Raw genomic sequence first — 24,500 nt, 5'->3', positions numbered from 1 at the left:
AAACAGAACTTCCAACGGTATATGGAGGTTCTGTTTTTTTAAAAAGTATTTATTCATCAAATTGATAGGTCCAAAAGCGTTCTTGGTTAATTCTAGCCATCACAGCAGGGTCCTGTTTCTTAAGGTTTTCTTCCATTTCCTTAATCATTAACTGTGTTTGTGAGACATGGGCTTTTAATGTATTCAATTTAATGTCAGCAACTTCTGTTACATCATGAACAACATCGGCCGCACCAATTTCTTCCTCACAATTGTTAGAAAAAGCGACGCAATATACCTTTGGACGTTTTTCTTTTGGAAGGTTTTTAACGGCATGAATAACTGCCGCTCCTGTTGCATCATGATCTGGATGCACTGCATAACCCGGGTAGAATGTTATGACCAAAGAGGGGTTTAATTCTTCTATGATTTCACCCATATGTTGTGCTAGTTTATCTTCTGGTTCAAATTCAACCGTTTTATCGCGATAACCAAGCATTCTCAAGTCAGTTATGCCCATCGCTTTAGCGGCATTTTGAAGCTCTTGTTTTCGAATATGTGGCAATGATTCTCTTGTCGCAAAAGGGGGATCGCCCATATTTCTACCCATTTCACCCAGTGTTAAGCATGCGTAAGTTACAGGTGTGCCATTTTGAATATGCTTGGCAATCGTACCAGAAACGCCAAATGCCTCATCATCTGGATGAGGAAAAATAACAAGTACTTGTCTTTCTTTTTCCATCATTCTTCCTCCTTCCGCTATTTATTCAAAGGGTGTTTCGCTAATTTCTAGAGAAACCGCTAGTTTACCTTTAAAATCATGACCAGCCATTAATAAGCGATCATGTTCATCTATTTCATAATGGGTAATGCCTTCCGCATACACCCAACCGATGTCAGTTTTTAACCCGATTCTGTAAGGTCCGTTTCCGGCGATTTTACTATGAATATATTTTAGTTTGGCATTACGAATATAGGCACCTGATGAAAAGAAAGTCTCATCAAAGTGTGAAGCGTAAGCACCGTTTGTTGTTTCAAGGTGGATATAAACGTCCTTATTTGCACGTTCATCCAAAGCCAGCTGTACTTGTTCTTTCATGACGATATCCAAATTCATTTCCCCCTTTCGAAAAGCATTTCTATATAATTTGTCAAAATGAGAATTAAGCTATCCATTTGATTCTTTTATTTTACTAAAAAAAAAGTGGTTTTGCATAATGTGTGACTCAGGGAGCAGCATGATTAGAAGAATTGATCAAGAAACAAAAAGGAGAATGCTCACTCGAGAGACATTCTCCTTAAAATGTTATTATTGTTCAACCTTCGTACGATCCGCACCAAAAGTACGGTAAGCACCGTGCATTGTTGGTCCAACATATTCATTTAGTTTGAATCCATGTGTAATGGCTGCAGTGATAAAATCTTTGGCTACATCGATTGCTTCTGTTACCGATTTGCCCTTTGCCAGTTCAGCAGTGATGGCACTTGAGAAAGTGCACCCTGCCCCATGGATGTAAGGCGTATTAATCAGTTCAGCCTGTAAGATTGTGAAATTTTCTCCATCAAATAAAAGGTCAATGGCTTTTTCAGATTGCAACTTACTGCCACCTTTAATGATGACATATTTTGGACCAAGTGCATGAATCTTTTCCGCCGCTTTTTTCATTTCTTCAATTGTTTTGATCGGTTTCACTTGTGCAAGTTGTGATGCTTCAAAAAGATTTGGTGTCACAACGGTTGCTAAAGGAACGAGTACCTCACGAAGGGCATCCGCTGTTTCAGGATGTAGTACTTCATCTTCGCCTTTACATACCATTACTGGATCAATAACTGCAGGAACGCCACTCTCTTTAATTGTTTTGGCAGCTGTTTCAATAATTTCCACTGAACCAAGCATACCTGTTTTCATTGCATCTATGCCAACAGAAAGGATGGTTTCAATTTGAGCCTCTAATGTACTAATTTCAATTGGAAAAACATTATGATGCCAGTCGTTTTTAGGGTCCATTGTTACAATAGTAGTAAGTGCTGACATTCCGTACACACCAAGCTCTTGAAAAGTTTTCAAATCAGCTTGAATCCCCGCACCACCACTAGAATCTGATCCAGCTATAGTTAAGACTTTTTTCATAGTCATCTGACGTTTCCTCCCTGGAGTGATAGATTAGACATGCATTTTATCATCATTATAACAATTATTTTAAAAATGTATATGGTCTCTATTTTAATATAGTGAATCTGGTTATATTTTATTTATAATTGGTTGATTTTTATCAATTCGCTCGTAAAACATAATACCGTTTAGATGATCGATCTCATGTTGCATAAGAATAGAGGCAAATCCTTTAAAAGAGAGTGTGACTTCCTCACCTTTTTCATTATACGCTCTAACTTTAATTTTTTCATAACGTGGCACTTGGCCGAATACTTCACGATTAACTGATAAGCAGCCTTCTCCTTCTGGAATACAAATAATATTTGTTGAATGACTGATAATCTTCGGGTTAATCAATTGGTATTCATATGATTGCCCTTTTTCATCTTCATATTTAGCAGCGAACATTCGTTTAGCAATGCCGATTTGATTGGCTGATAAGCCAGTGCCAGGGCGTAATTTGTATTTCTTAGCTAATTTCTCATCCTGACTATTTCGTAAGTATACGAGCATCGCTTGTAGCTCCGCTAAATCTTCCTCAGTTGCCGGTAACCTTAAATCCTCTATTGGTTGATGAAGAATCTCATGCTTTTCATCGACAAAATCTTTCATGGTAATTATCGTATCTTTAGAAATTTTCCTCATAGTTAAAAACCTCTTCTACATTTGTCTGTAATGACCTTGCAATTTTGAAGGCGAGCGCTAAAGTTGGGTCATATTTATCGTTTTCAATACAATTAATGGTCTGCCTACTAACGTTGCATTCCTTTGCTAATGCCTCTTGTGTTAAGCGCAGCTGTATTCTTAGCGGTTTTATCCGGTTTTTCAAATCGTAGTCCTGCCTCTCCTGTCAAAGGTTTTGGACATTGTTTAAATTAACAAACATTTTCCCGTTTGTCTATCTTTCAGTTTTATCCATTGCATAGCCGCCGGAAAATCGCTTTAATGGTATATATAGACGTGAATGGTGAAAAAGGTGGTAGTATGCAGAGTACCGGAATTATTTTAGCGGGTGGTAAGTCGAGTAGAATGGGGGAAAATAAAGCTTTGTTAGCGGTGAATGGGGAAACAGTAATCGAACGCCTAGTAAGGGAGTTGCAATCCGTAACGAATGATATTCTTATTGTAACAAATACACCAGAAGATTATCATTTCCTCCCTGTTAAAAAGGTAAGTGATCGCTACCCTAATAAAGGTCCGTTAGCTGGAATTGAGTCTGGCCTATATCATTCTACAAATGATGAAAATATTATTGTTGCTTGTGATATGCCCTTTGTTACGGCTGAAACAATGAAATGGCTTTTAAACCATCTCGAAGGCTATTCAGCAGTTATTCCTGAAGTGAATGGTCAAATTCATCCACTTCTTGCTGTCTACCATAAGAGAGTAAGGGAAATAGTAGAGAAATGTTTAGAGGCAAATGATTTGAAGCTACAGTTATTCTTAAATCAGTTAAAGGTAAAAAAAGTAACAGAAGAAGATGTAACTCGGCATCGTCTAGTTAATTTTGAACAAAGCTTCTTCAATATGAATGACCCGAGTGATTGGAGGAAAGCAATACAAATTTCTAGTAAGAATTGATAAAATAGAACTTAGATGCGAGGTGTTAAAATGAAGTTTGGAATTTCAAAAGAGCCAATCAATATACAAGAAGTAATTGATCATGTCGTACAAAGAAACGCAGGCGCTATTACGACGTTTATTGGAACAGTAAGAGAATTAACTAAAGGTAAGAAGACTTTGTTTTTAATATATGAGGCATATGAAAGTATGGCTATAAAAAAGCTTGAGCAAATTGGCACGGAAATTAGGGAGCGATGGCAAGGAGCCGAAGTAGCAATAGTGCATAGAGTAGGTAAATTAGATATAACGGACGTTGCTGTTGTGATTGCTGTCTCGACACCTCATCGTGCTGATGCTTATGAAGCAAACCGATATGCCATTGAACGTATTAAAGAAATCGTACCCATTTGGAAAAAAGAACATTGGGAAGATGGACAAGAATGGATTGGCGACCAATTGGAAAAAGTATCTTATCCTGAAGGGAAACCGGAGGCGAAACATCTAGATGAATAATGTATTGTTTTTTGCTCATTTAAAGGATGAAGTTGGTGTGGAAAGTTTACAAATAGAGGCGAAAGGTAAGAGCGTATTAGCGTTAAAACAAGAAGTACATGAAACGTATGGTTTATCATCAATTGATAGTGTCATGACAGCGATCAACGAAGAGTTTGCTGAAGATGATGATGTGATTCAAGAAGGGGATACGATTGCCTTTATTCCGCCAGTTAGTGGAGGCTAATGTAATGAATGATAGATACTCAAGGCAATTATTATTTTCTCCCATTGGTGAAAAAGGGCAATCACTCATTGGGCGTAAGCATGTCTTAATGATAGGGGCGGGGGCACTTGGTTCTGGCAATGCTGAAGTGTTAGTTCGCTCGGGTGTAGGCAAGTTAACCATCATTGACCGCGACTACGTAGAAGCAAGTAATCTCCAAAGACAACAGCTTTATACGGAAGAGGATGTAAAAGAGAAGTTGCCTAAAGCTATTGCTGCTAAGAAGAGACTAATGGCGATTAATTCAGAAGTTGAAGTGGTGGCGATGGTAGCTGATGCTGTGCCGTCTTTGTTAGAAGATCTCGTTAGTGAAGTTGATTTAATTCTTGATGCGACAGATAATTTTGAAACGCGAATGCTCTTAAATGATATATCACAAAAACATCACATTCCATGGATTTATGGTGCATGTGTCGGCAGCTTTGGAATGAGTTTAACCATTATTCCTGGTGTGACACCCTGTCTGCATTGCTTGTTGAAGAAGATTCCTATTCAAGGTATGACCTGTGATACAGGTGGAATTATAGCTCCTGCTGTGCAAATGGTTATCGCTCATCAAACCGCAGAAGCACTCAAGATATTGGTAGGTGACTTAGATGCCATTCGCACGACTTTTACAAGCTTTGACATGTGGCGAAATCAATATTCGAATATAAAGGTTGCTAAAATAAAGGATACAGGTTGCTTATCATGTGGGGAGGCACCGACCTATCCGTTTCTCCAACAAGAAAACTTAACAAAGACGACTGTACTTTGTGGAAGAGATACGGTGCAAGTGAGGCCATCGACTGTCCAGCAATTAGACTTGCAAAGGCTATCTCAACAAATGAAGGTGTCGGGCTATGACACGAAAGGGAACCCGTACCTTTTGTCAATTGATCTGAAACCAGAAAGAGTTGTAATCTTCCAAGATGGTCGGGCACTCATCCACGGAACAAAAGACCTGGCACAAGCACGCTCCATCTACCAAAAATTATTAGGTTAATAAGAACCGCATCTTCTGTTTGAAGAGCGGTTTTTCTTGTTTGCTTTTAAGGAGCCAAAAACAAACAACATGGTGGGTGTTATTGCCGATATGAACATAACATATAAGAAGTCCAATAAGTAGAGTGGGGAAACGGGAAATCTCAACCAACGCAGGTTATTTTAGATCGAAAACTGAATTGAGTGTCGAGTTAAAGCGATTTGAAGTTCGGTCAGAAGCAAACACAGAAAGGAAACAAAACGAATCTGTACACCGTATATTATTACAATTCCGTGTATACCGTCGGAGGTGGTATAAAAAAGATTGAATCATTGTCTCTCATATCGCTAACTGTGTAACGCTGTTTTCATAAAAAAATCATTAAATGAGACAACAGCGTAAATAGTATTTGATAATTTCTGTTTGATATGATAATTAAATATACAGGTTAATTTCATTTTTTACATAGTCAAAAGAGAAGGTGGTGTTTTTTTGGATCAGGTCGATAAGAAGATATTAGATTTATTAATTGAAAATGGTAGAATGTCTTATGTTGATATTGGTAAACAATTAGGTCTTTCCCGAGTAGCCGTAAGGGAAAGAGTGTCTAAACTTGTTGAAGATGGTGTGATTGAACAGTTTACAGTTGTGATTAATAGTGGCAAGGCAGGGAAAGAAGTTTCCGCTTTTTTTGAGATTGATTGTGAACCGAGTTCGTTAGTGAAAGTAGCCGAGGCGTTGGCGGAGAATGCAAGTGTTGCTAGTTGTTACCAAATGACCGGCCCCTCTACTTTACATACACATGTGTTAGTAGATAACTTTGATGCACTTGAGAGGTTTATTAACGAAGAATTATATGCCCTAGATGGCATTACGCGTGTGGAAAGTAACATATTGCTAAGAAGATTTAAAAGTCGTCGCGGGTTAAAATTGTAGTAACATTGCTTATTTTGTATCGAATGCAAGCTGCGATAATAACAATTAAGCCAATTGGAACTTCTGATTAGACATTCTGATAGATAGCGGAGGTAATTCCAAGTAGCACGTCCAACTTCGGAACAACCGAAAAGATAGCTGAACAGCACCAACCAATTTGTCCGTCTTCTGAAAAGAAAACCTCCTAACTTTGCTAGATTCCTGATCAACGAGATTTGATACCCTATTAAACTTAAATATTTTTTGAAAAACAGGTACTCGCCACTGGCGGGTCTTTTTTTTGTGTGGGACAAGAAATTGGTAAATTACCTTTTGTTTTTGAAAACGCTTTACCTATCGATAACTAAAAGATAATAAATAATTATACTTAAGTTACATAATGAACATATTTGTAAAATAATGAAAACAAAAGGAAATTGAAATAAAAAATAATTTAAAAAAATGAAAAAATATATAGAATTTTGTATATTTATGTTTTATAATCATTTTTAAATTATTTTAAACATTTAGTAATTAAAAAAAGGAAAATGATTAACAAATGATTTCGAAGGAGGGGTGAAATTGGTCGGATTTATATTCAGAAGATTTTTTCAACTTGTGATTCTACTATTTGGTATTTCCTTTCTTGTATTCTCATCCATGTATTTGGCGCCTGGTGACCCGGCATCAATGATTGGAGGGCCAACAGCATCAAAAGAAGATGTGGAGGCGATAAGAGATAATCTTGGTTTAGATGACCCTTTTCTTACACAATATGGTCGCTATGTAGTAGATCTTGTACAAGGTGATTTAGGATATTCATATCAAAACCAACAGTCTGTAGCTGAGGCGATTGGGGTAAGACTGCCAAATACGCTAAAGTTAGCAATTGCCAGTATGATTGTCGCCATTGTTATTGGTATTTTAACAGGGTTGATATCAGCTCTTAAACAAAATTCTTGGCTAGATGTAGGGTCAACAACCTTTGCTCTTGCGGGTATCTCTATACCGAACTTTTGGATGGGTGCTGTCCTTATCCTTATATTTTCCGTTAACTTACAACTACTCCCGGTCGGTGGGTTATCTTCACCATGGTATACCATTGAAGGGGTGAAGGAATTAATCTTACCTGCAATCACTTTAGGGACAGGGGCAGCTGCGATGATTGCTAGAATGACGAGATCATCTATGCTTGAAGTAGTAAGGGCAGATTATGTAAGAACAGCAAGAGCAAAAGGTGTAAAAGAACGCGAAGTTATATGGATTCATACATTAAAAAATGCGATGATTCCTGTTTTGACAGTGATTGGTGTGAACTTTGGTTCGCTATTAGGAGGGACCATTATCACTGAAAAAGTATTTGCGATTAATGGTGTAGGTAGGCTAATGATTGACGCCATAGCAGCTAGAGATTTTCCGATGGTACAAGGCTCTGTTCTTTTAGTAGCTACACTCTTTGTTGTTGTGAATTTAGTCGTTGATGTGGTTTATACATATATTGATCCAAGGATTAAATATCAGTAATGACGAAGGGAGGAAAAACTGATGCCAGAGGTTGTTCAGGCAACGAATAGTCCAGTAGCAGTAACACCGAAAAAGGATAATGAGTGGTTGTTAATTATAAAAAGGTTGCTACGAAATAAGTTAGCGGTTCTAGGGTTAATCATTATCATTCTTCAAATCGCCATGGCGTTGTTGGCACCTATTATTGCAACCCACGATCCCGTGAAGCAGGACCTATCAGCTAGTGAATTACCTGTATTTAGTGAGGGTCATTGGTTAGGCACAGACAATTATGGAAGAGATGTTTGGAGCCGAATTGTTTATGGCTCACAAATTTCTCTATTAGTAGGGATCGTAGCTGTAGTGCTCGGCCTTCTTGGTGGCGTTACGCTAGGTTTACTTGGTGGATATTACAAAAAATTAGATGGCATTATTATGAGATTTGTCGATTTATTATTTTCATTCCCAGGGATTTTACTTGCTATGCTCATTATTGCTGTACTCGGTACAAGTTTAGTAAATGTAGCTATCGCTATAAGTATTTGGTCGATACCTTCCTGTGCACGAATTGTGCGAGGGTCCGTTTTATCGATAAAGGAAAAAGAATATATTATGGCCATGAAATCGGTAGGTGCTTCAGATCTTCGTATTATGATTAAACATATATTACCAAATTGTTTTGCGCCTATTATAGTTTTTGCCACAATGCGAATGGCTACGGCTATTCTTTCAACAGCTGCATTAAGCTATTTAGGCTTAGGTGCACAACCACCTACCCCTGAATGGGGATCAATGATTTCGCAAGGACAGGCTTTTATGTGGTCATCTCCACATCTAACGATTGTACCTGGGATTGCCATCATGTTAACTGTATTTGCTTTTAATGTATTAGGGGATGGATTACGAGATGCCATTGATCCTAATATGAATGTATAAAATTTGGGGGGAATTAAGAATGAGGAAAAAGTTATTAGCAATACTAGCGATATTCACATTAATGATTGTATCTGCTTGTTCAAGCGGTAATGAACCGGCAAGTGGGGAGGGTGAAGGGAACGGTAAAATCGATACATTTACATATGCTTCACTATCAGATGCAGTAGGGCTATCACCTATTATGACAAATGATAGTGCATCAGCTAATGTGACTGACCATGTGTATGAAAAGTTGTTTGATAGAAATACAGAAACAATGGAAATAGAACCTAAATTAGCTGAATCTTATGAAAATCCAGACGAGAACACTTGGCTGATTAAATTAAAAGAAGGAGTTAAGTTCCATGATGGAACAGACTTTAATGCAGAAGCTGTTAAATATACTTTTGATAAATTAAGAGATCCAGAGACAGCAGCCCCACGAGCTTCACTAATGGAGCCGGTTGAATCTATTAATGTGATTGACGATTACACAGTTGAAATCAAAACTAAATATCCATACGGTCCTTTTCTAGCGGCACTGTCACATTCTAATGCAGCCATTGTAAGCCCAACAGCTGATAAAGAGGGAGATTTAAATAAAGAGCCTGTCGGTACAGGGCCATTCAAATTTGCGAAATGGGTACCAGGGGATCAAGTCGTATTAGAAGCAAATGAAGACTATCGTGATGGCGCACCTGCGATTCAACAATTAATTTTTAAAGTTGTTCCAGAAATATCAACAGCAATCTCGATGTTACAAACAGGAGAAGTACAATTTATTGATAACCTTCCTATGGAACAGATTGAAAGAATTGAAAGTCTTAAGAATGTAACAGTTGAAAAGGTGGATGGGACACCAGAATACTATTTCACTGTGAATCATGGAAAAGAAGAATACCAAGATGCAAAATTACGTGAAGCTTTTGCTAGCGCGATTGACCGGGATGCTGTTGTTTCAAAAATGAATGGGTTAGGCATTCGCAGTGATAGTGTCATAGGGCCAAAAGTATTTGGGTACGTAGAATCTGCTGCTGAAGCAGGTACACCTTATGATTTAGAAAAGGCTAAAAGTTTAGTAGAGGAAAATGGATTTGGAGAGAAAACGTATAAGTTATTAACACCAAATAGAAGTAATTTCTTACTGATGGCTGAAATCGTTCAAGCGCAATTGTCAGAGGCCGGGTTTAACATCGAAATTGAGTCAATGGAATGGGCTTCATTCCTAGATACGGCAAGACAAGGGAACTTTGATTTAACCTTCTTAAGCTGGTCTAACTTAACGGCTGATGGCTCAGAATTATTTTATCCTAATTTCCACACTGATAATGTAGGTGCATCAAATAGAGCACAATATAGTAACGAAGCATTTGATCAATTAGTAGATGAATCGAGAACAACAACAGACCAAGATAAACGGTTAGAACTATTAGATCAAGCTAATCGCTTAATGTTAGATGACGATGCAGTCGTTATTATGTATCACTCCATCGTAACAGCTGCAATGGATCAATCTTATGAAGGTCTACTTTTAGAAGCAACTGGTAAATGGAATCTATCAGAAGTAACAAGAAAGTAGGTGCAACAATGGGAGAGGCTTTACTAGAAGTGAAAAATATGATTACAGAGTTTCGGACAGCAGACGGGTATTTACCTGCTGTCCGCGATGTTTCATTCTCGCTAAATAAGGGTGAGACATTATGTATTGTTGGCGAATCGGGCTGTGGTAAAAGTATAACTTCTCTCTCAATTATTGGATTGTTACCTAGTAACGGTAGAATTGCAAGTGGAGAAATTAAGTATGAGGGAGAGGCTATTCAAAGTCATACAGCTGAACAAATGAGACAGATTCGTGGCAACCAAATCTCGATGATATTTCAAGAACCGATGACAGCGCTGAATCCTGTTTTAACGATAGGCTATCAGTTAAGAGAACCTCTAATAATTCATGAGAAATTATCTAAAAAAGAAGCCCATAAAAAGGGAATTGATCTTCTGAAAAGTGTGGGTATTCCTTATCCTGAGAAAAGAATGAGTCAATATCCACATGAATTAAGTGGAGGCATGCGTCAAAGGGTAATGATCGCGATTGCGTTGTCATGTAACCCCGGATTACTGATTGCAGATGAACCGACGACTGCGTTAGATGTGACGATTCAAGCGCAAATTCTAGATTTGATTAATGATTTAAAGCAAGAATATCATATGGGCGTAATCATGGTGACTCATGATATGGGTGTTGTTGCAGAAGTAGCTGACAGAGTAATGGTTATGTATGCAGGGAAAAAGGTAGAAGAAGGGACAGTAGAGGAGATTTTTAATCATCCAAAACATCCTTATACCGTTGGACTGTTAAATTCTGTACCAGATGTAGACAAACCTGACTTTGAACTTGAAGCTATTCCTGGTTCTTTACCTAGTTTAAATCAACAAATTCAAGGTTGCCGATTCCACGACCGTTGTAAATTTGCCATGGAAACATGTAAACAACAAGAGCCACCTGCCTTTGATTTGTCTCACTCTCATTCGGTGAGTTGCTGGCTTGAAGCAGAGGAGGTAACAAATCCATGAGTGTCGCAAATGATAATGGGAGAAAAAAGACCCTTCTTGAAATTAACCAGTTAAAGAAGTACTACCCAATCAAGGGTGGTTTGTTGCAAAGGGTACAATCTCATGTGAAAGCAGTAGAAAATGTTTCTTTTAAATTATATGAAGGTGAAAGTTTAGGTGTTGTAGGAGAGTCAGGGTGTGGAAAATCGACGTTAGGAAAAGCCATTCTAGGATTAGAAGAATTAACGGCCGGGACAGTTAAATTCAAAGAGACCGAAATACAATCATTAAGAAAAAAAGAAAAGCTTAAATTTGTGAAAGAAATGCAAATGATCTTCCAAGATCCCTTTGCTTCTTTAAATCCTAGACAAAAAATAGGTCCAGCTATAGCAGAGGTTTTTTCCATACATACATCTATGTCCAGTAAAGAAAAAAAGTTAGCGGTTTTAGATTTATTAAAAGAAGTAGGCTTAAAAGAAGAGCATTATGATCGTTTTCCTCATGAATTCAGTGGTGGACAAAGGCAGAGAATTGGGATTGCACGTGCCATCTGTTTAAATCCATCCTTTATCATTTGTGACGAGGCAGTATCTGCTCTCGACGTATCTGTCCAAGCACAGGTGTTAAAGTTATTGAAAACCTTACAGCAAAAGTATCAACTATCTTATATGTTTATTTCTCATGACTTAGGTGTTGTTCGTTATTTTTGCGATAGAGTACTAGTGATGTATTTAGGGAATACGGTTGAGGAGGGAAAGGTAGAGGATTTATATAATGCTCCTCTACATCCCTATACACAAGCATTACTTTCTGCTATTCCTAGACCCTCTATTGAAAAGAAACGAAATAGAATAAGATTACAAGGTGATTTACCGAATCCGGCAGATCCTCCTTCTGGTTGTCCCTTTCATACACGTTGCCCAATAGCGAGGACACAATGTATGGAAGAGAAGCCTCAATGGAGAGAGTACGGTGAGGAACATTATGCAGCTTGTCATTTTGCTGGGGAATCTATTTTTAAAGAAGCGAAGTGAAATTCCTTTGAAGAGCGAGGTGCTGTTAGCTAGCATCTCGTGTTTTTATTGTAGGTTAACATTTGTGTAAGAATAATCAAGATAATTAACATATTGATTTTGGAGAATTTAAAATATATTAGATTTAAATCCTGTTATTATCATTAATTTTATTCTATAATCTGTAATGTGTAATATACATTACGTAAGTTAAAATTGATTTTATATTTACAAATGTAAAAGGAGAGGTTAATTTGGATTACTTACATCACCCATTCTCGGCAAAAAGACATACAGTGTTCGCTAAAAAAGGAATGGTAGCGACTTCACAGCCTTTAGCAGCACAAGCAGGTATTGAGATATTGCAAAAAGGGGGGAATGCGATTGATGCAGCGATTGCAACAGCTGCAGCATTAACAGTCGTTGAGCCAACTTCAAATGGAATCGGTGGAGATGCCTTTGCTCTCGTTTGGGTAAAAGATCAACTTCATGGATTAAATGCTTCTGGCCCTGCACCTCAATCCATTTCTGCTGATGAGGTTAAAAAGCGTGGATTCACAAAAATGCCAACATACGGTACCATCCCTGTTACTGTACCTGGGGTACCAGCCGCATGGGCAACGTTATCGAAACGGTTCGGTAAACTATCTTTACTTCAATCATTAAAGCCAGCGATTAGATATGCAGAAGAGGGCTATCCGCTGACACCGATTCTAGGGAAGTATTGGAAAAGGGCATATACGAAGTTTAAAGAAGAATTTACGGATGAGGCTTTCGAAGGATGGTTCGAAACGTTCGCACCGGGGGGAAGAGCACCAGAAATCGGTGAATTATGGCGTTCAGAAGGGCACGCTAAAACCCTTCAAGCAATTGGAGAGTCGGAAGGTCGCTCCTTTTATGAGGGTGAATTAGCGGAACAAATGGATGCTTTTATGAAGAAACATGAAGGTTTTTTAACAAAAGAAGATCTGTGTAAATATGAGCCTGAATGGGTAAATCCTATCTCTACTCAGTACAGAGGTTACGATGTATGGGAGATTCCTCCGAATGGTCAAGGAATGGTTGCGTTGATGGCACTTAATAATTTTGAGAGATTGTCAAAGCCACAATGGCAATCAGCCCAAACGCTTCATGAACAAATTGAATCGATGAAACTTGCCTTTACCGATGGAAAAGCATTTATTACAGAGGCAGCAGATATGCCTATTGAAACAGAAGAGTTACTTTCTAAGGAGTATGCGGATAAACGCAGTCAAACAATTTCGGATATCGCTTCCAATCCGGAACCTTATGAGTTGCCGAAAGGCGGTACAGTATATTTAGCTGCTGCAGATGAAGAAGGAAATATGATTTCTTATATTCAGAGTAATTACATGGGCTTTGGCTCAGGAATTGTGATCCCAGGTACGGGCATTAGTTTACAAAATAGAGGTCATGATTTCTCATTGGATGACAATCATCCGAATTATTTAAAAGGTGGCAAACGGACTTATCATACAATCATCCCTGGCTTCTTAACAAAAGATGGTAAGGCAGTTGGTCCTTTTGGTGTAATGGGCGGCTATATGCAACCACAAGGTCATTTCCAAGTAGTAACCAATACGGTCGACTATGCCTTAAATCCGCAAGCTGCACTAGATATGCCAAGATGGCAATGGATGAAAGAAAAATCTATTTTCGTAGAACCAGAGTTTCCTAATTATATAGTGCAAGAGTTAGAAAGAAGGGGTCATCAAGTTACAATTACACCGGATGGAGGAAGCTTTGGGCGTGGGCAAATCATTTGGCGTAATCCTGAGACTGGTGTATTAATGGGTGGAACTGAATCCCGTACGGATGGTACGATTGCCGCTTGGTAGCATCAGCGAAAGAAAAACAACGAGAAGAAGCTAAGCCTCAAACACGCCAAGGCTTACGTTTACAAAAAGAATTAATGATTGGGAACTTCCGTACTGGAATGTTAGGGTTTGGCGGTGGACCATCCTCTATACCACTATTCCAGCAAGAAGCAGTAAAGAAATACAAATGGATGACAGAAGAAGAGTTTGCCGATACTTTGGCATTGGCTAACACGATGCCAGGCCCCATTGCGACAAAGATGGCCGGTTACATTGGCTACCGTGTCGGAGGAATCGTAGGAATGATTAATGCCCTTGTTTCTTCCGTTCTCCCTACTGTTATTATCCTTATAAGTCTTCTGCAAGTTTTACAAGCTTATAAAGATATTCCATGGGTAAAGCATATGTCAGCATCGATTGTCCCGGTTGTAGCTGTGATGCTGGCGCAAATGACTTGGGAATTTGTAAAGAAATCGGGCACGACGCTTGGGTGGAAGAAAGCTATTATTCTCATATTAGCGTCTTTCTTACTTACAGAAGTGACGCACTTGCATCCAGGTATTCTCATCATGATATTAATTATTTCCGTCTTTATTCCTTTTAAGAGGAAGGAGAATCCATCATGATTTATTGGGAAATCTTTTTAGCTTTCTTTATTCCAGGTATTCTTGGTTACGGTGGTGGACCTGCGACCATTCCCTTAATTGAAAATGAAGTCGTCGGTAAATATGGCTGGATGTCCACTCAAGAATTTAGTGAAGTCCTAGCGATTGGGAATTCCTTGCCAGGGCCGATTGCGACGAAAATGGCCGGTTATATCGGCTACGCAGAAGGGGGAATTTTAGGTAGTTTCGTTGCCCTCTTTGCTACAATAGCTCCTTCGATTATCTTAATGCTCGTACTGATGGCGATTTTAATGAAATATAAAGACACCCCTCAAGTCAAAAATATTTCTAAAATTGTCCGTCCAGTGATCGCTGTGTTGCTAGCCGTCATGACCTTCCAATTTCTGAAGGATTCCTTCTCTTCATTAGGGATGGTTTATTCTCTTTTGATGGTCATTGGTAGTTATTTTTTATTAGAAAAAATGAAAATGCACCCCGCCATTGTTATTAGTATCGCTTTAGCCGTAGGGGCCATTTCGGGATTGATTATCTATTAGTCTAGGTGAGAGAGCGTAAGACCGAATGAAAAACTGCTTTGGTTCAACAAGTTATCACAGAGGGATATCTGCAAATGGATTCGCAGCTTCGTTCTTTAATCTGAGAAGGACGATTGCCCTGTTTGCAAGATGCTCATGCTGAAATGAATTCATCAATAGAAGGGAATATGAGAAAAATCTATTAATCTTTCATCCTTCTCTTTAATTATAAAAACCGGTAGCGATTCGCTACCGGTCATATATAGTGAAATGGGGGGAATTATATTAGACATAAAGATTAGTTTTTAGTAGAGCCGACAACAACAAGTTTACCTTGATCAAGTACTTCTTCATACCTCTCAGCTTCAACATCAGTCATACCAACTGATCTCATTTTAGAACGTAATTCATCGCCTCGGCTTTTGAAGACGTTTCCGATGGAGTCAAAAACACCTTGTTCTTTCATACCAATATCATTTGTATCTGTTGCATCTGTTAAATTTTCTGAGCGGTCTCTGTCATGTGCGAATAAGTATATATCCTTCTTAGTATAACCTTCGTTTTCAAGAGAGTTAATGATGCCAACCGCCTGTACTCCGTTTTCTACAACTTCGATTTTATACATAGTTTACATCCTCCTCTTTTTTGAAGAGTATCTTGTGTCTCTTCTTAGTGTATATATATCCGTTCTACAATAGATTAAACCTTAATGTTTATTGGTAAAAAATAGAATCATTAATTGATAGATAAAAATGTTCTTTGGAGCCTTGTGTTATGAAAGTGATTTATTTATTATTTAAATATAAAATATTTATAATTTTCTAACATAATAAGGAGATCATTTTGCGCAAAGTATTGCTCGTTTTCATGTTTTTCACTCTCTTCCCATTCACTCATGTCCTAGCAGAAGAACAAGTGTATCGAATAGGAACAGAAAAAGCGTTTCCACCATTTTCTTATCTTAATCAAAACGGGGAGCTACAAGGCTTAAGCATTGCCGTCTTAGAAAGGATAGCCGACAAAAATGATGTGAAGTTTGAGTTTATCCCTATGGATGGAAAGCAAGCTGAGGAAGCGTTAAGAAGGGGAGAAATAGATGGTGTTGCCGGGGTCACCTATAGTATAGACAAGGAGAAGTATATGGACTTTTCCACCCCTTATTTTACGATGTCGGATTCATTAGTGATACCTAGACGCTTGAAAGACGAAGTAGAGAATATAGAAGATTTGCGGGATACGCATATAGTATTAAAAGAAGATACGGCTGGATTAAATACATTAATAAACTTGCGAAATAATAACTTTACTGTGACGACTAACCAATACAACGGTTTATTTATGCTTTGGAATGGCCGCGCGGATGTTTTTATTGGCAACAAATGGACCTCATATTTTTTTTTAGATCGGTATGAGTTAGAGAAACAATATGTTGTGTTAGATATCATTTTGGATCCTGCAGATTATGCTGTAGCTGTACAAGAAGGGGACGAGGAATTTCGACAGTTCTTAGATAAAGCCATCATTGATTTAAAGGCAACAGGGGAAATGAACCAGCTGGTTGATTTTTGGACGAAAGGTGAAAATGAAGAGGAAATCACAAGGTTAAAGGATTTCATTACCATTTTATCAATATTTATGGCCATTGGTGGTTTTATTCTTATTCTCATCTATATATGGAATTATCGGTTGAAATTAGCTGTCAATGAACATACGAAAGAACTGACTCTTTTGAATGAGGATTTGCATTACCAACGGCAACGTACCGCTGATAGCAATGCTTTTAAAGATCAAATAATCAATAATATAGATGCTGGCATTATTACTTTTGATTTGAACTTTATGATGACGAGTTGCAATTCAAGGGCACTTGATATTTTAGAGTGGCCCCAACAAGAGGGGATTGAGCAGTCACCCATTTTTAAAGAAGTACGAACGCAATTCTATCATGATAGTGCCAAACAATTCGTGCTTCATCGAAACGGTCAACGGAAAATTATCTATTATTCATTGAACGAAATGTATAATTCTTTGGAAAATCAAGCAGGGTATTTGCTTACTATCAGAGATGAAACGGAAAAGGTCCAATTAGAGCAGAAGTTACTCACACAGGAAAAGCTTCATGCGCTTGGACAGTTAGTAGCCGGTGTTGCTCACGAAATAAGAAACCCATTAACATCCATTAAAACATTTATCAATTTAATTCCAAGAAAAATAGCACAAAAAGACTTTCAAGAGATGTTAGTCAAACATTTACCAAGAGAAGTTGACCGGCTAAATCAGATTGTCACCGATCTTATTGATTATGCGAGACCAAGTACCCCACGTATTCAGCCATGTTCTGCATCTGAGTTAACTACTATGCTGACATTCTTACATGTAACGATGAAGGATGAGCACATTGACTTTCAATTAAAAGTACCAGATGGGTTAGTTTTTTATATTGATCCGCAGCAAATTAGACAAGTACTTTTGAACATTTTACTGAATGGGGTGGATGCAGTAAAGAATGTTACTGGGAAGCGTATAGAGTTAGAAATGTATCATCTAGATGGAGAATGCGGAGAAATTTCAATTAAAGATAATGGTGAAGGGATGAGTGTGGAGCAACAACATCATATTTTTGATCCGTTTTATACGACAAAAGCAAAAGGAGTCGGTCTAGGGCTTACACTTTCTTATCATTTAGTACAAGAAAACAATGGGGACATTAGCGTAACAAGTACGAAAGAAGAAGGGACACGGTTCGTCATTACTTTACCTATTTATCGAGAGGAGGATTCGCTCAATGAAGCCAGGTCTACTCGTCATTGATGATGAAGCTGCGATTTGTATGTCAATAAAGTTTGCCTTAGAAGATGATTATCAAGTATATACAACTATAGACCCAAAGGAAGGGATAGAGTGGGTGAAAAGTAAACGAATCGATATCGTCTTATTAGACTTAAGAATGGGGGCTGTTAGCGGTCTAGATATTTTAAAGAAAGTGAGGGAAATACGTTCGGAGCTCACGGCCATTATGATGACAGCTTTTGCTAGCATTGAGACATCGATTGAGGCAATTAAACAAGGTGCCTATTATTATATTGAAAAGCCGATTGATATGGATAAATTATCTGTATTAATCATGCGCGCACTGCAATATAGACAAGTCTCAAATCGCCTGGAGTCAAAAGATAAACAACTGGAAGCACGTGCGTTTTTAGGGACAAGCAAGGCGATGCAACAAGTATTCTCAATGATTGATCGCATTAAGGACATCGATTCAAGCGTACTTATTACGGGAGAAAGTGGAACAGGCAAAGAATTAGTTGCGAGGGAAATTCATTTTTCTGGTAGAAGGTATCAAGGTCCATTAGAGATTGTCAATTGTGCGGCTATTCCTGATAATTTACTAGAATCAGAGCTGTTTGGTTACGAAAAAGGAGCCTTTACAGGAGCCACTCAATCGAAGGATGGCAAATGTGTTGCAGCTAACGGCGGGACATTATTTCTAGATGAAATGAGTGAATTGCCTTTGTCTCTACAAGCAAAGCTTTTACGAGTCATCCAAGAGCGTGAAGTCACACCACTTGGATCTAATAAGAAAAAGCAACTCGACATCCGTATTATTAGTGCAGCCAACAAAAATATCGCGCAAATGGTCAAAAACGGTGAGTTCCGCGAAGATTTATACTTTCGCTTAAATGTGATTCCTATTCATATGCCACCGCTTAGACAAAGAAAGGAAGATATCCCGCTACTCATCAATCATTTGATTCAAAAATTTAATCAATCAATGAACAAACAAAAAGAGGGTCTGACACCGAAAGCGATGGAAGTGCTTCTCCATTATCCATATGCAGGGAATGTCAGAGAACTTGGCAATATAATCGAGTATGCTGTGGCGTTATCAATGGACCGATTAATCGACGTGTTAGATTTGCCCCATTTCGTCCAAGGTCATGCCGAACATCCGATGAATGAGGATGAAATGATTCAATTACCACTTGGTATCCCGATGAAGGAGGTAGAGAAGCGAGTTATTACTGCTACCCTTAAGCACTATAAAGATCATAGGCAAAAAACCGCTCATTCCTTGCAGATTTCGGAGAGGAGTTTGCGGGATAAGTTGAAGAATTATAAGAAATAAAAGAACCGGCAATATTTTCTGCCTCATACGGAAATAATTGCCGGTTTTCCTTTTGATAAAATTGTAAGCGTATACATAAAACAATATTATGAATTTTGGCACAACATTTGCATTAATAAAACTAAGGAGGATGTTAGTAGGGATGAAGTCATTTTTGTGGGTGGCAATTATTTTTCTGTTAAGCGGTTGTTCGAATACTCATTCCGAGATCCGGTCTTCTTATGATCCATCTAAGGCTCCATCAGAAGAACTAGCGGTTGGGAAAAAGTCAATCGTGCTGGCAACAGGTGATGTATCAGGTGTGTATTATCCGCTAGGTACGGGGTTAATGACGATTTTAGAAGAATATAATAAGGCTGCTTTTGGTACAAGAGTGACAAATGCTTCGATTCAAAATGCGAAGCTCGTAAGTAGTAATGAGGTAGAGCTTGGGATATCGATGGCTGATGTATTGTATTCTGATGAACTATCACAAAAACATTTAAATGTATTAACCAATCTCTATCGCAACTATATGCAAATAGTAACATCAGATCCATCCATTGAATCCTTATCTGACTTAAAAGGTAAGCGAGTCAGTTTAGGTGCAGAAGGAAGTGGCACAAGATTTACGGCAGAAAGGCTATTAGACGCAGCAGGGCTTAGTCAAGAGACAATGGATATTTCGTATTTATCCTTTACCCAATCGGCTGCGGGTATGAACAACGGTACCATTGACGTTGCCTTCCTCTCTTCCGGATTACCTAATCCAGTTATCGAACAATTGCTAGAGGAGGAGAATCTTACGTTAGTTAAGGTAGATGAGGAAACAAGTAAGCGCTTAAATCAGCAATACGAGGGTTATGAGTGGCAAGAAATTCCGAGCTATACATATGAGGGAATAACGGAGCCGACACCGACAGTTACAGTACAAAACGTGCTGTATGCGAATGAAGAATTATCTAATGAGCTGGCTTATCACATTTTAAAAGGTATCTATGAGCACTTAGATGAATGGGCCGTCTATCATCCAGCCGTAGCAAATATGACGGTTGAAGAAGCAGCAACTAATATAGCGATTCCGCTTCATCCAGGTGCCAAACAATATATAAACGAAGTAGGGGGAAAGTAAAATGAAAAAAATCATTACGGCATTATCTATTTTTATGTTGCTATGTCTAGCTGCTTGTGGGGCGCCAACACCACAAAAATCCGGTGAACAAGCAAGTTCAGAAGGCGGAGGCTCAGATAGTAAGTCAATTACGGTAGCGGGTAATGGTGGCGTTATTGAACAAACGATAAGAGATGTAATCGCACCGAAATTTGAAGAAGAAACCGGTATTAAAGTGAATTATATCCCAGGATTATCAGGAGAGATTCTTTCTAAAGTAGAGTTACAAAAGAATGCGCCACATATTGATATCGCTTTCTTTGTACCAACTGATGTTTATCGGGCGAATGAAAAAGATTTAACTGAGACATTAAGTGAAGAGAATGTACCGAACTTCTCCAATGTCATTGATGATTTCGTATCTGTTGAGGGTGCGGGGGCACCAGTTTTTGGCTTAGCTATTGCCCCAGCATATAATACGGAATCATTCGAAAAAAATGGTTGGGGACCAATTGAATCTTGGAATGACCTTGTATCCGGAGATTATGAAGGAAAAACCGCATTTGTTGATATCACAAATGACTGGGGATTTAATACATTAAACGCGTTAGCAATAGCAAATGGTGGGAGTACAGATAACGTTGATCCTGGTATAGAAAAAGCGAAGGAATTGGCAGGTTACTCAACCACTTTCTATAAAAACTCAACACAGGTGATGCCAGCGATTCAACAAGGTGCTGCTGACCTATCTGTTTTAGGTTCTTATGTAATTAGTGATTTAGCTGAATCAGGTATACCAATTAAAATGGCGATACCAAAAGAAGGTGTTCCACTACAAGCCTTTAGTGCAACTTTAGTGAAGAACACACCAAAAGAAGAGCAAGCTCTCCAATTTATTGATTATCTTGTGAGTGAGGAAGCACAATCGTTAATTGCAGAGGAAGGGTTCTATCCAATTGCTGAAGGAGTAGAACTACCTGAAAAATATCAAGAATCTATTGGGATAGCAGAGGATGATCCAACATTTAAACCAGATGTCCCTCAATTCGCGGAAATTAGAGCGGAATGGTCAGATCGTTGGAATAAAGAAGTCGTTCCTGAAATTGGCAAACTACTAGAATAATAGAAGAGGAGGCATAATGAGATGACGACAGCGATAAGCGACGTAGAAATTAAGGGAGCTATAAAAAAATTCGGATCAAATATTGTTCTTAATTCCATCGATTTAGAAGTAAGGCAGGGTGAGCTTCTCACCTTGCTTGGCCCTTCTGGATGCGGAAAATCGACCACTTTAAATTTAATTGCGGGTTTTCTTGAGGCAGACCAAGGAGATGTGTTTATTAAAGGAAAAAAGGTGACAAAGGTGCCTCCATATAAAAGAGATTTGGGTATGGTTTTCCAAACGTATTCTCTTTTTCCACATATGACGGTTTATGACAACTTAAGCTTTGGTTTAAAATTAAGAAAAATTTCCAAGTCAGAACAAAAAAAGAAAATCGATCGTGTTCTTGAACTTGTAAAGTTATCAGGGTTAGAACATCGCTATCCCCGGGAACTTTCAGGCGGACAAAGACAGAGAGTAGCCATCGCCAGAGCGTTGGTTGTTGAACCGGAATTATTATTATTAGATGAGCCATTATCGAACCTTGATGCGAAGTTAAGGCATGAGCTTCGCTTAGAAATCAAAAGGTTACAAAAAGAAATCGGTGTAACGACTATCTTTGTTACCCATGATCAGGAAGAAGCACTATCGCTTTCCGATCGTGTCGTAGTAATGAATGCAGGTAAGATTGAACAAATTAGTACACCGACATCCATCTACAAACATCCAAAAACAGAATTTGTTTTTCAATTTATCGGTAAATCTAACTCATTTGAAGGTATTGTTACATCAACAGATCAAAAGCGGATTATGGTTCAAGCGGGTCAAGAAGTCACATCAGTAAGTTGGGATAATGTGATTGGAGAGAATCGCACGTTCCAAAAAGGGGATGAAGTAAAATTATACATTCGCCCAGAAAACATTCATATTTCTGAGTCACAAGAGGCTGTTGATGGATATGAACTACATCCTGCGAAAATCACACAACTGAATTACTTAGGGACTTCTTGGGAAATAGATGTCGCATTTATGGGGAAATCTCTGCAAATATTAACAAATGAGTACCGTTCATCATGGAAAGAGGGAAGCGAGGTGTTTGTAGGATGGAAGCCGCAAGAGCTCAAAATCATCAGAAAAGAGTAGAACCTAAGGGACAACCGCCGCAACAAGAGAGGCGCGTGAAAAAACGGAAGCCATGGGCACCTGGCTTGTTGTTATTAACACCGATTCTCTTGTTCTTATTCGGATTTTTTGTTGTACCGATGTTATATATTTTGTACTTAAGCTTTATTTCAACTGATAGCTTAAGTGGTGAAGGAGCTAGTTACAGTTTATCAAATTATATCACGCTCTTTACGGATAGCTATTATTTAAACTCTTTATGGATTACGGTTAAGATTAGCTTATTATCTAGTCTGGTTGCGCTCGTATTGGGTTATCCGATCGCTTTAACGATGGCAAAGGCTTCTGCAAAAATGCGCGCACTTATTACACTACTGATTGCTTCACCTCTTTTAGTTAGTATTGTTGTTCGTAACTTTGGCTGGTATTTATTACTTTTACCTAATGGGACCGTTAATACACTATTAATGGATATGGGTCTAATTAGCAAGCCTATGAATCTATTGTTTTCAGAGGTTGGTGTCATTATAGGTCTTTCAAATGCCTATTTACCATTTATGGTACTAGCTATAGTCACAAGCTTATACAATATTGACCCATCATTAGAGAAGGCATCGGCCATCTTAGGTGCAAGTCCATTAAGGAACTTCCTTTCGATTACATTACCACTGAGCTTACCAGGTATTGTCTCTGGTTGCGTTTTAGTCTTTAGCTTATCGATGAGTGCCTACGTAACACCGGCACTTATGGGTGGAGCGAATGTGCCTGTGATGCCAGTTGTTGTATACGACCAAATTAATAATCTCCTGCAATGGACATTTGGATCGGCATTATCATACGTTTTGCTTGGGACAACGCTTCTATCAGTCTTTTTATTTACTCGAGGGTTTGAGAAGAGTAAATTCAAGGAGGTGTTCCGTTAATGAATGCCATTGGGAAATTACGCGGAGCATTGGCTGTTATTGGGATTATCTACATCTTGATACCACTAATCGCTGTCATCCCTGCATCGTTCACAAAAGCAAGCTATCCAAGCTTTCCGCCAGAAGGGTTTTCGTTTCAATGGTATACGAAAATCTTGGAAAGGCCTGAATTTATTGACGCCTTTATGAATAGTTTGCAATTTGCAGTGCTTGCAGCACTATTTGCCGTTATATTCGGCACACTAGGTGCGCTAGCTATTGCCAAGTATGATATTCCCGGAAAGTCAGCGATTACATCCTTTTTAACGGCGCCACTTAGTGTACCTCAGCTTGTATTAGGGATAGCATTGTTAATTTACTTCACACCATTAATGCTTGCGGGTACGTCAATAGGATTCCTGATTTCACATATTATCATTTGTATTCCATACGTGATTCGTTTAGTGTTAACTGGCTTAAGCGGTTTTGATTATAATTTAGAAAAAGCGGGGGCAATTTTAGGCGCCAATCCATGGACGGTCTTCTGGAAAATCACGCTCCCATTAATCCGACCTGCAATTATCTCCGGTGGCCTTTTCGCTTTCTTAACCTCCTTTGATAATGTAACGGTCTCACTCTTTATGATCTCTCCTGAAACACGCACTTTACCAATTGAAATATTCTCTACCATGCAAGATGCTTATAATCCAATTGTTGCCTCTGTATCCAGTGTTGTCATATTCATCTCCGTGATTCTCATCGTCATCTTAGAAAAAATCCACGGTGTCGGAAAAGTTTTTGGTGGGGGCCATCATTAATTATTTCTTTAGTCAGGATTAGC

26 protein-coding genes are annotated in these 24,500 nt (G+C 38.5%); 20 read left to right on the top strand and 6 right to left on the bottom strand.

Features of this window, described 5'->3' with window-relative positions:
- Positions 1-49 precede the first annotated feature (49 nt).
- The 5 genes from bshB2 to MKY26_RS16515 form a co-directional block, all read right to left on the bottom strand.
- Positions 50-721: a bacillithiol biosynthesis deacetylase BshB2 gene (bshB2, locus tag MKY26_RS16535; RefSeq protein ID WP_095371477.1), complete on the bottom strand. Its 672-nt coding sequence runs from the start codon at positions 719-721 to the stop codon at positions 50-52.
- Between the two features lie 21 nt (positions 722-742).
- Positions 743-1,096, bottom strand: coding sequence for a YojF family protein (locus MKY26_RS16530; RefSeq protein WP_370873353.1), 354 nt, complete (start codon positions 1,094-1,096; stop codon positions 743-745).
- 192 nt (positions 1,097-1,288) lie between these two features.
- On the bottom strand, positions 1,289-2,116 hold the full coding sequence (gene pdxK / locus MKY26_RS16525; RefSeq protein ID WP_095371479.1) for a pyridoxine/pyridoxal/pyridoxamine kinase: 828 nt from the start codon (positions 2,114-2,116) through the stop codon (positions 1,289-1,291).
- A 105-nt stretch (positions 2,117-2,221) separates the two neighbouring features.
- Positions 2,222-2,779 (bottom strand): peptide deformylase, encoded by a 558-nt coding sequence (def, locus tag MKY26_RS16520; RefSeq protein WP_307316458.1) that lies wholly within the window; start codon positions 2,777-2,779, stop codon positions 2,222-2,224.
- Complete coding sequence (locus tag MKY26_RS16515; protein ID WP_095371481.1) at positions 2,763-2,963, bottom strand: helix-turn-helix transcriptional regulator; 201 nt, start codon at positions 2,961-2,963, stop codon at positions 2,763-2,765. The genes def and MKY26_RS16515 overlap by 17 nt, the downstream gene beginning before the upstream one ends.
- Positions 2,964-3,118: 155 nt before the next feature.
- Between MKY26_RS16515 and mobA the strand changes: the two genes are divergently transcribed.
- The 13 genes from mobA to MKY26_RS16450 all read left to right on the top strand — a co-directional run bounded on the left by mobA (position 3,119) and on the right by MKY26_RS16450 (position 15,335).
- Positions 3,119-3,715 (top strand): molybdenum cofactor guanylyltransferase, encoded by a 597-nt coding sequence (gene mobA / locus MKY26_RS16510; protein ID WP_218971977.1) that lies wholly within the window; start codon positions 3,119-3,121, stop codon positions 3,713-3,715.
- 30 nt (positions 3,716-3,745) lie between these two features.
- On the top strand, positions 3,746-4,210 hold the full coding sequence (locus tag MKY26_RS16505; RefSeq protein WP_095371483.1) for a molybdenum cofactor biosynthesis protein MoaE: 465 nt from the start codon (positions 3,746-3,748) through the stop codon (positions 4,208-4,210).
- Positions 4,203-4,436 (top strand): molybdopterin converting factor subunit 1, encoded by a 234-nt coding sequence (gene moaD, locus MKY26_RS16500; protein ID WP_095371484.1) that lies wholly within the window; start codon positions 4,203-4,205, stop codon positions 4,434-4,436. The genes MKY26_RS16505 and moaD overlap by 8 nt, the downstream gene beginning before the upstream one ends.
- Positions 4,437-4,440: 4 nt before the next feature.
- A complete protein-coding gene (locus MKY26_RS16495) occupies positions 4,441-5,460 on the top strand; it encodes a thiazole biosynthesis adenylyltransferase ThiF (RefSeq protein WP_095371485.1) in 1,020 nt (339 codons plus the stop codon).
- A 471-nt stretch (positions 5,461-5,931) separates the two neighbouring features.
- Positions 5,932-6,375: an Lrp/AsnC family transcriptional regulator gene (locus tag MKY26_RS16490; RefSeq protein ID WP_224936847.1), complete on the top strand. Its 444-nt coding sequence runs from the start codon at positions 5,932-5,934 to the stop codon at positions 6,373-6,375.
- Between the two features lie 561 nt (positions 6,376-6,936).
- Positions 6,937-7,878 (top strand): nickel ABC transporter permease, encoded by a 942-nt coding sequence (nikB, locus tag MKY26_RS16485; protein WP_095371486.1) that lies wholly within the window; start codon positions 6,937-6,939, stop codon positions 7,876-7,878.
- Positions 7,879-7,899: 21 nt separating this feature from the next.
- Positions 7,900-8,793, top strand: coding sequence for an ABC transporter permease (locus MKY26_RS16480; protein WP_095371487.1), 894 nt, complete (start codon positions 7,900-7,902; stop codon positions 8,791-8,793).
- Between the two features lie 19 nt (positions 8,794-8,812).
- Positions 8,813-10,351, top strand: coding sequence for an ABC transporter substrate-binding protein (locus MKY26_RS16475; protein ID WP_095373577.1), 1,539 nt, complete (start codon positions 8,813-8,815; stop codon positions 10,349-10,351).
- Between the two features lie 8 nt (positions 10,352-10,359).
- Positions 10,360-11,343 carry an ABC transporter ATP-binding protein gene (locus MKY26_RS16470; protein ID WP_095373578.1) on the top strand — a complete coding sequence of 328 codons (984 nt, stop codon included), beginning with the start codon at positions 10,360-10,362 and terminating at the stop codon, positions 11,341-11,343.
- Entirely contained in the window at positions 11,340-12,356 is a 1,017-nt protein-coding gene (locus MKY26_RS16465) for an ABC transporter ATP-binding protein (RefSeq protein ID WP_095371488.1), read from the top strand. Before MKY26_RS16470 ends, MKY26_RS16465 begins: the two co-directional genes overlap by 4 nt.
- Positions 12,357-12,589: 233 nt before the next feature.
- Positions 12,590-14,194, top strand: a complete 1,605-nt coding sequence (locus MKY26_RS16460) for a gamma-glutamyltransferase family protein (protein WP_341098162.1) — start codon at positions 12,590-12,592, stop codon at positions 14,192-14,194.
- 74 nt (positions 14,195-14,268) lie between these two features.
- Positions 14,269-14,799 (top strand): chromate transporter, encoded by a 531-nt coding sequence (locus MKY26_RS16455; RefSeq protein ID WP_095373579.1) that lies wholly within the window; start codon positions 14,269-14,271, stop codon positions 14,797-14,799.
- The gene (locus tag MKY26_RS16450) at positions 14,796-15,335 is read left to right on the top strand and encodes a chromate transporter (RefSeq protein ID WP_095371490.1); all 540 of its coding nucleotides are present in this window, start codon (positions 14,796-14,798) and stop codon (positions 15,333-15,335) included. Before MKY26_RS16455 ends, MKY26_RS16450 begins: the two co-directional genes overlap by 4 nt.
- Positions 15,336-15,612: 277 nt before the next feature.
- Here MKY26_RS16450 and MKY26_RS16445 read toward each other — a convergent pair whose 3' ends face one another.
- Entirely contained in the window at positions 15,613-15,939 is a 327-nt protein-coding gene (locus tag MKY26_RS16445) for a general stress protein (protein ID WP_341098161.1), read from the bottom strand.
- Positions 15,940-16,157: 218 nt separating this feature from the next.
- On the opposite strand from MKY26_RS16445, the gene MKY26_RS16440 reads away from it, so the two are divergent.
- The 7 genes from MKY26_RS16440 to MKY26_RS16410 all read left to right on the top strand — a co-directional run bounded on the left by MKY26_RS16440 (position 16,158) and on the right by MKY26_RS16410 (position 24,477).
- Positions 16,158-18,125, top strand: a complete 1,968-nt coding sequence (locus tag MKY26_RS16440) for a transporter substrate-binding domain-containing protein (RefSeq protein ID WP_340976919.1) — start codon at positions 16,158-16,160, stop codon at positions 18,123-18,125.
- Positions 18,100-19,443 (top strand): sigma-54-dependent transcriptional regulator, encoded by a 1,344-nt coding sequence (locus tag MKY26_RS16435; RefSeq protein WP_341098160.1) that lies wholly within the window; start codon positions 18,100-18,102, stop codon positions 19,441-19,443. The genes MKY26_RS16440 and MKY26_RS16435 overlap by 26 nt, the downstream gene beginning before the upstream one ends.
- 142 nt (positions 19,444-19,585) lie before the next feature.
- Positions 19,586-20,554 (top strand): TAXI family TRAP transporter solute-binding subunit, encoded by a 969-nt coding sequence (locus MKY26_RS16430; protein WP_341098159.1) that lies wholly within the window; start codon positions 19,586-19,588, stop codon positions 20,552-20,554.
- 1 nt (position 20,555) lies between these two features.
- Positions 20,556-21,656 carry an ABC transporter substrate-binding protein gene (locus MKY26_RS16425; protein ID WP_307316484.1) on the top strand — a complete coding sequence of 367 codons (1,101 nt, stop codon included), beginning with the start codon at positions 20,556-20,558 and terminating at the stop codon, positions 21,654-21,656.
- Positions 21,657-21,677: 21 nt separating this feature from the next.
- The gene (locus tag MKY26_RS16420; protein WP_095371496.1) at positions 21,678-22,778 is read left to right on the top strand and encodes an ABC transporter ATP-binding protein; all 1,101 of its coding nucleotides are present in this window, start codon (positions 21,678-21,680) and stop codon (positions 22,776-22,778) included.
- Complete coding sequence (locus MKY26_RS16415; RefSeq protein WP_307316487.1) at positions 22,739-23,680, top strand: ABC transporter permease; 942 nt, start codon at positions 22,739-22,741, stop codon at positions 23,678-23,680. Before MKY26_RS16420 ends, MKY26_RS16415 begins: the two co-directional genes overlap by 40 nt.
- Complete coding sequence (locus MKY26_RS16410; protein ID WP_095371498.1) at positions 23,680-24,477, top strand: ABC transporter permease; 798 nt, start codon at positions 23,680-23,682, stop codon at positions 24,475-24,477. The genes MKY26_RS16415 and MKY26_RS16410 overlap by 1 nt, the downstream gene beginning before the upstream one ends.
- Positions 24,478-24,500: the final 23 nt, after the last annotated feature.

This window comes from Cytobacillus sp. FSL R7-0680 (genome assembly GCF_038009245.1).
Taxonomy (GTDB): Bacteria; Bacillota; Bacilli; order Bacillales; family Cytobacillaceae; genus Cytobacillus; species Cytobacillus kochii.
The sequence above is the reverse complement of the archived record's forward strand: the minus strand, read 5'-3'. Positions and strand labels throughout refer to the sequence as shown.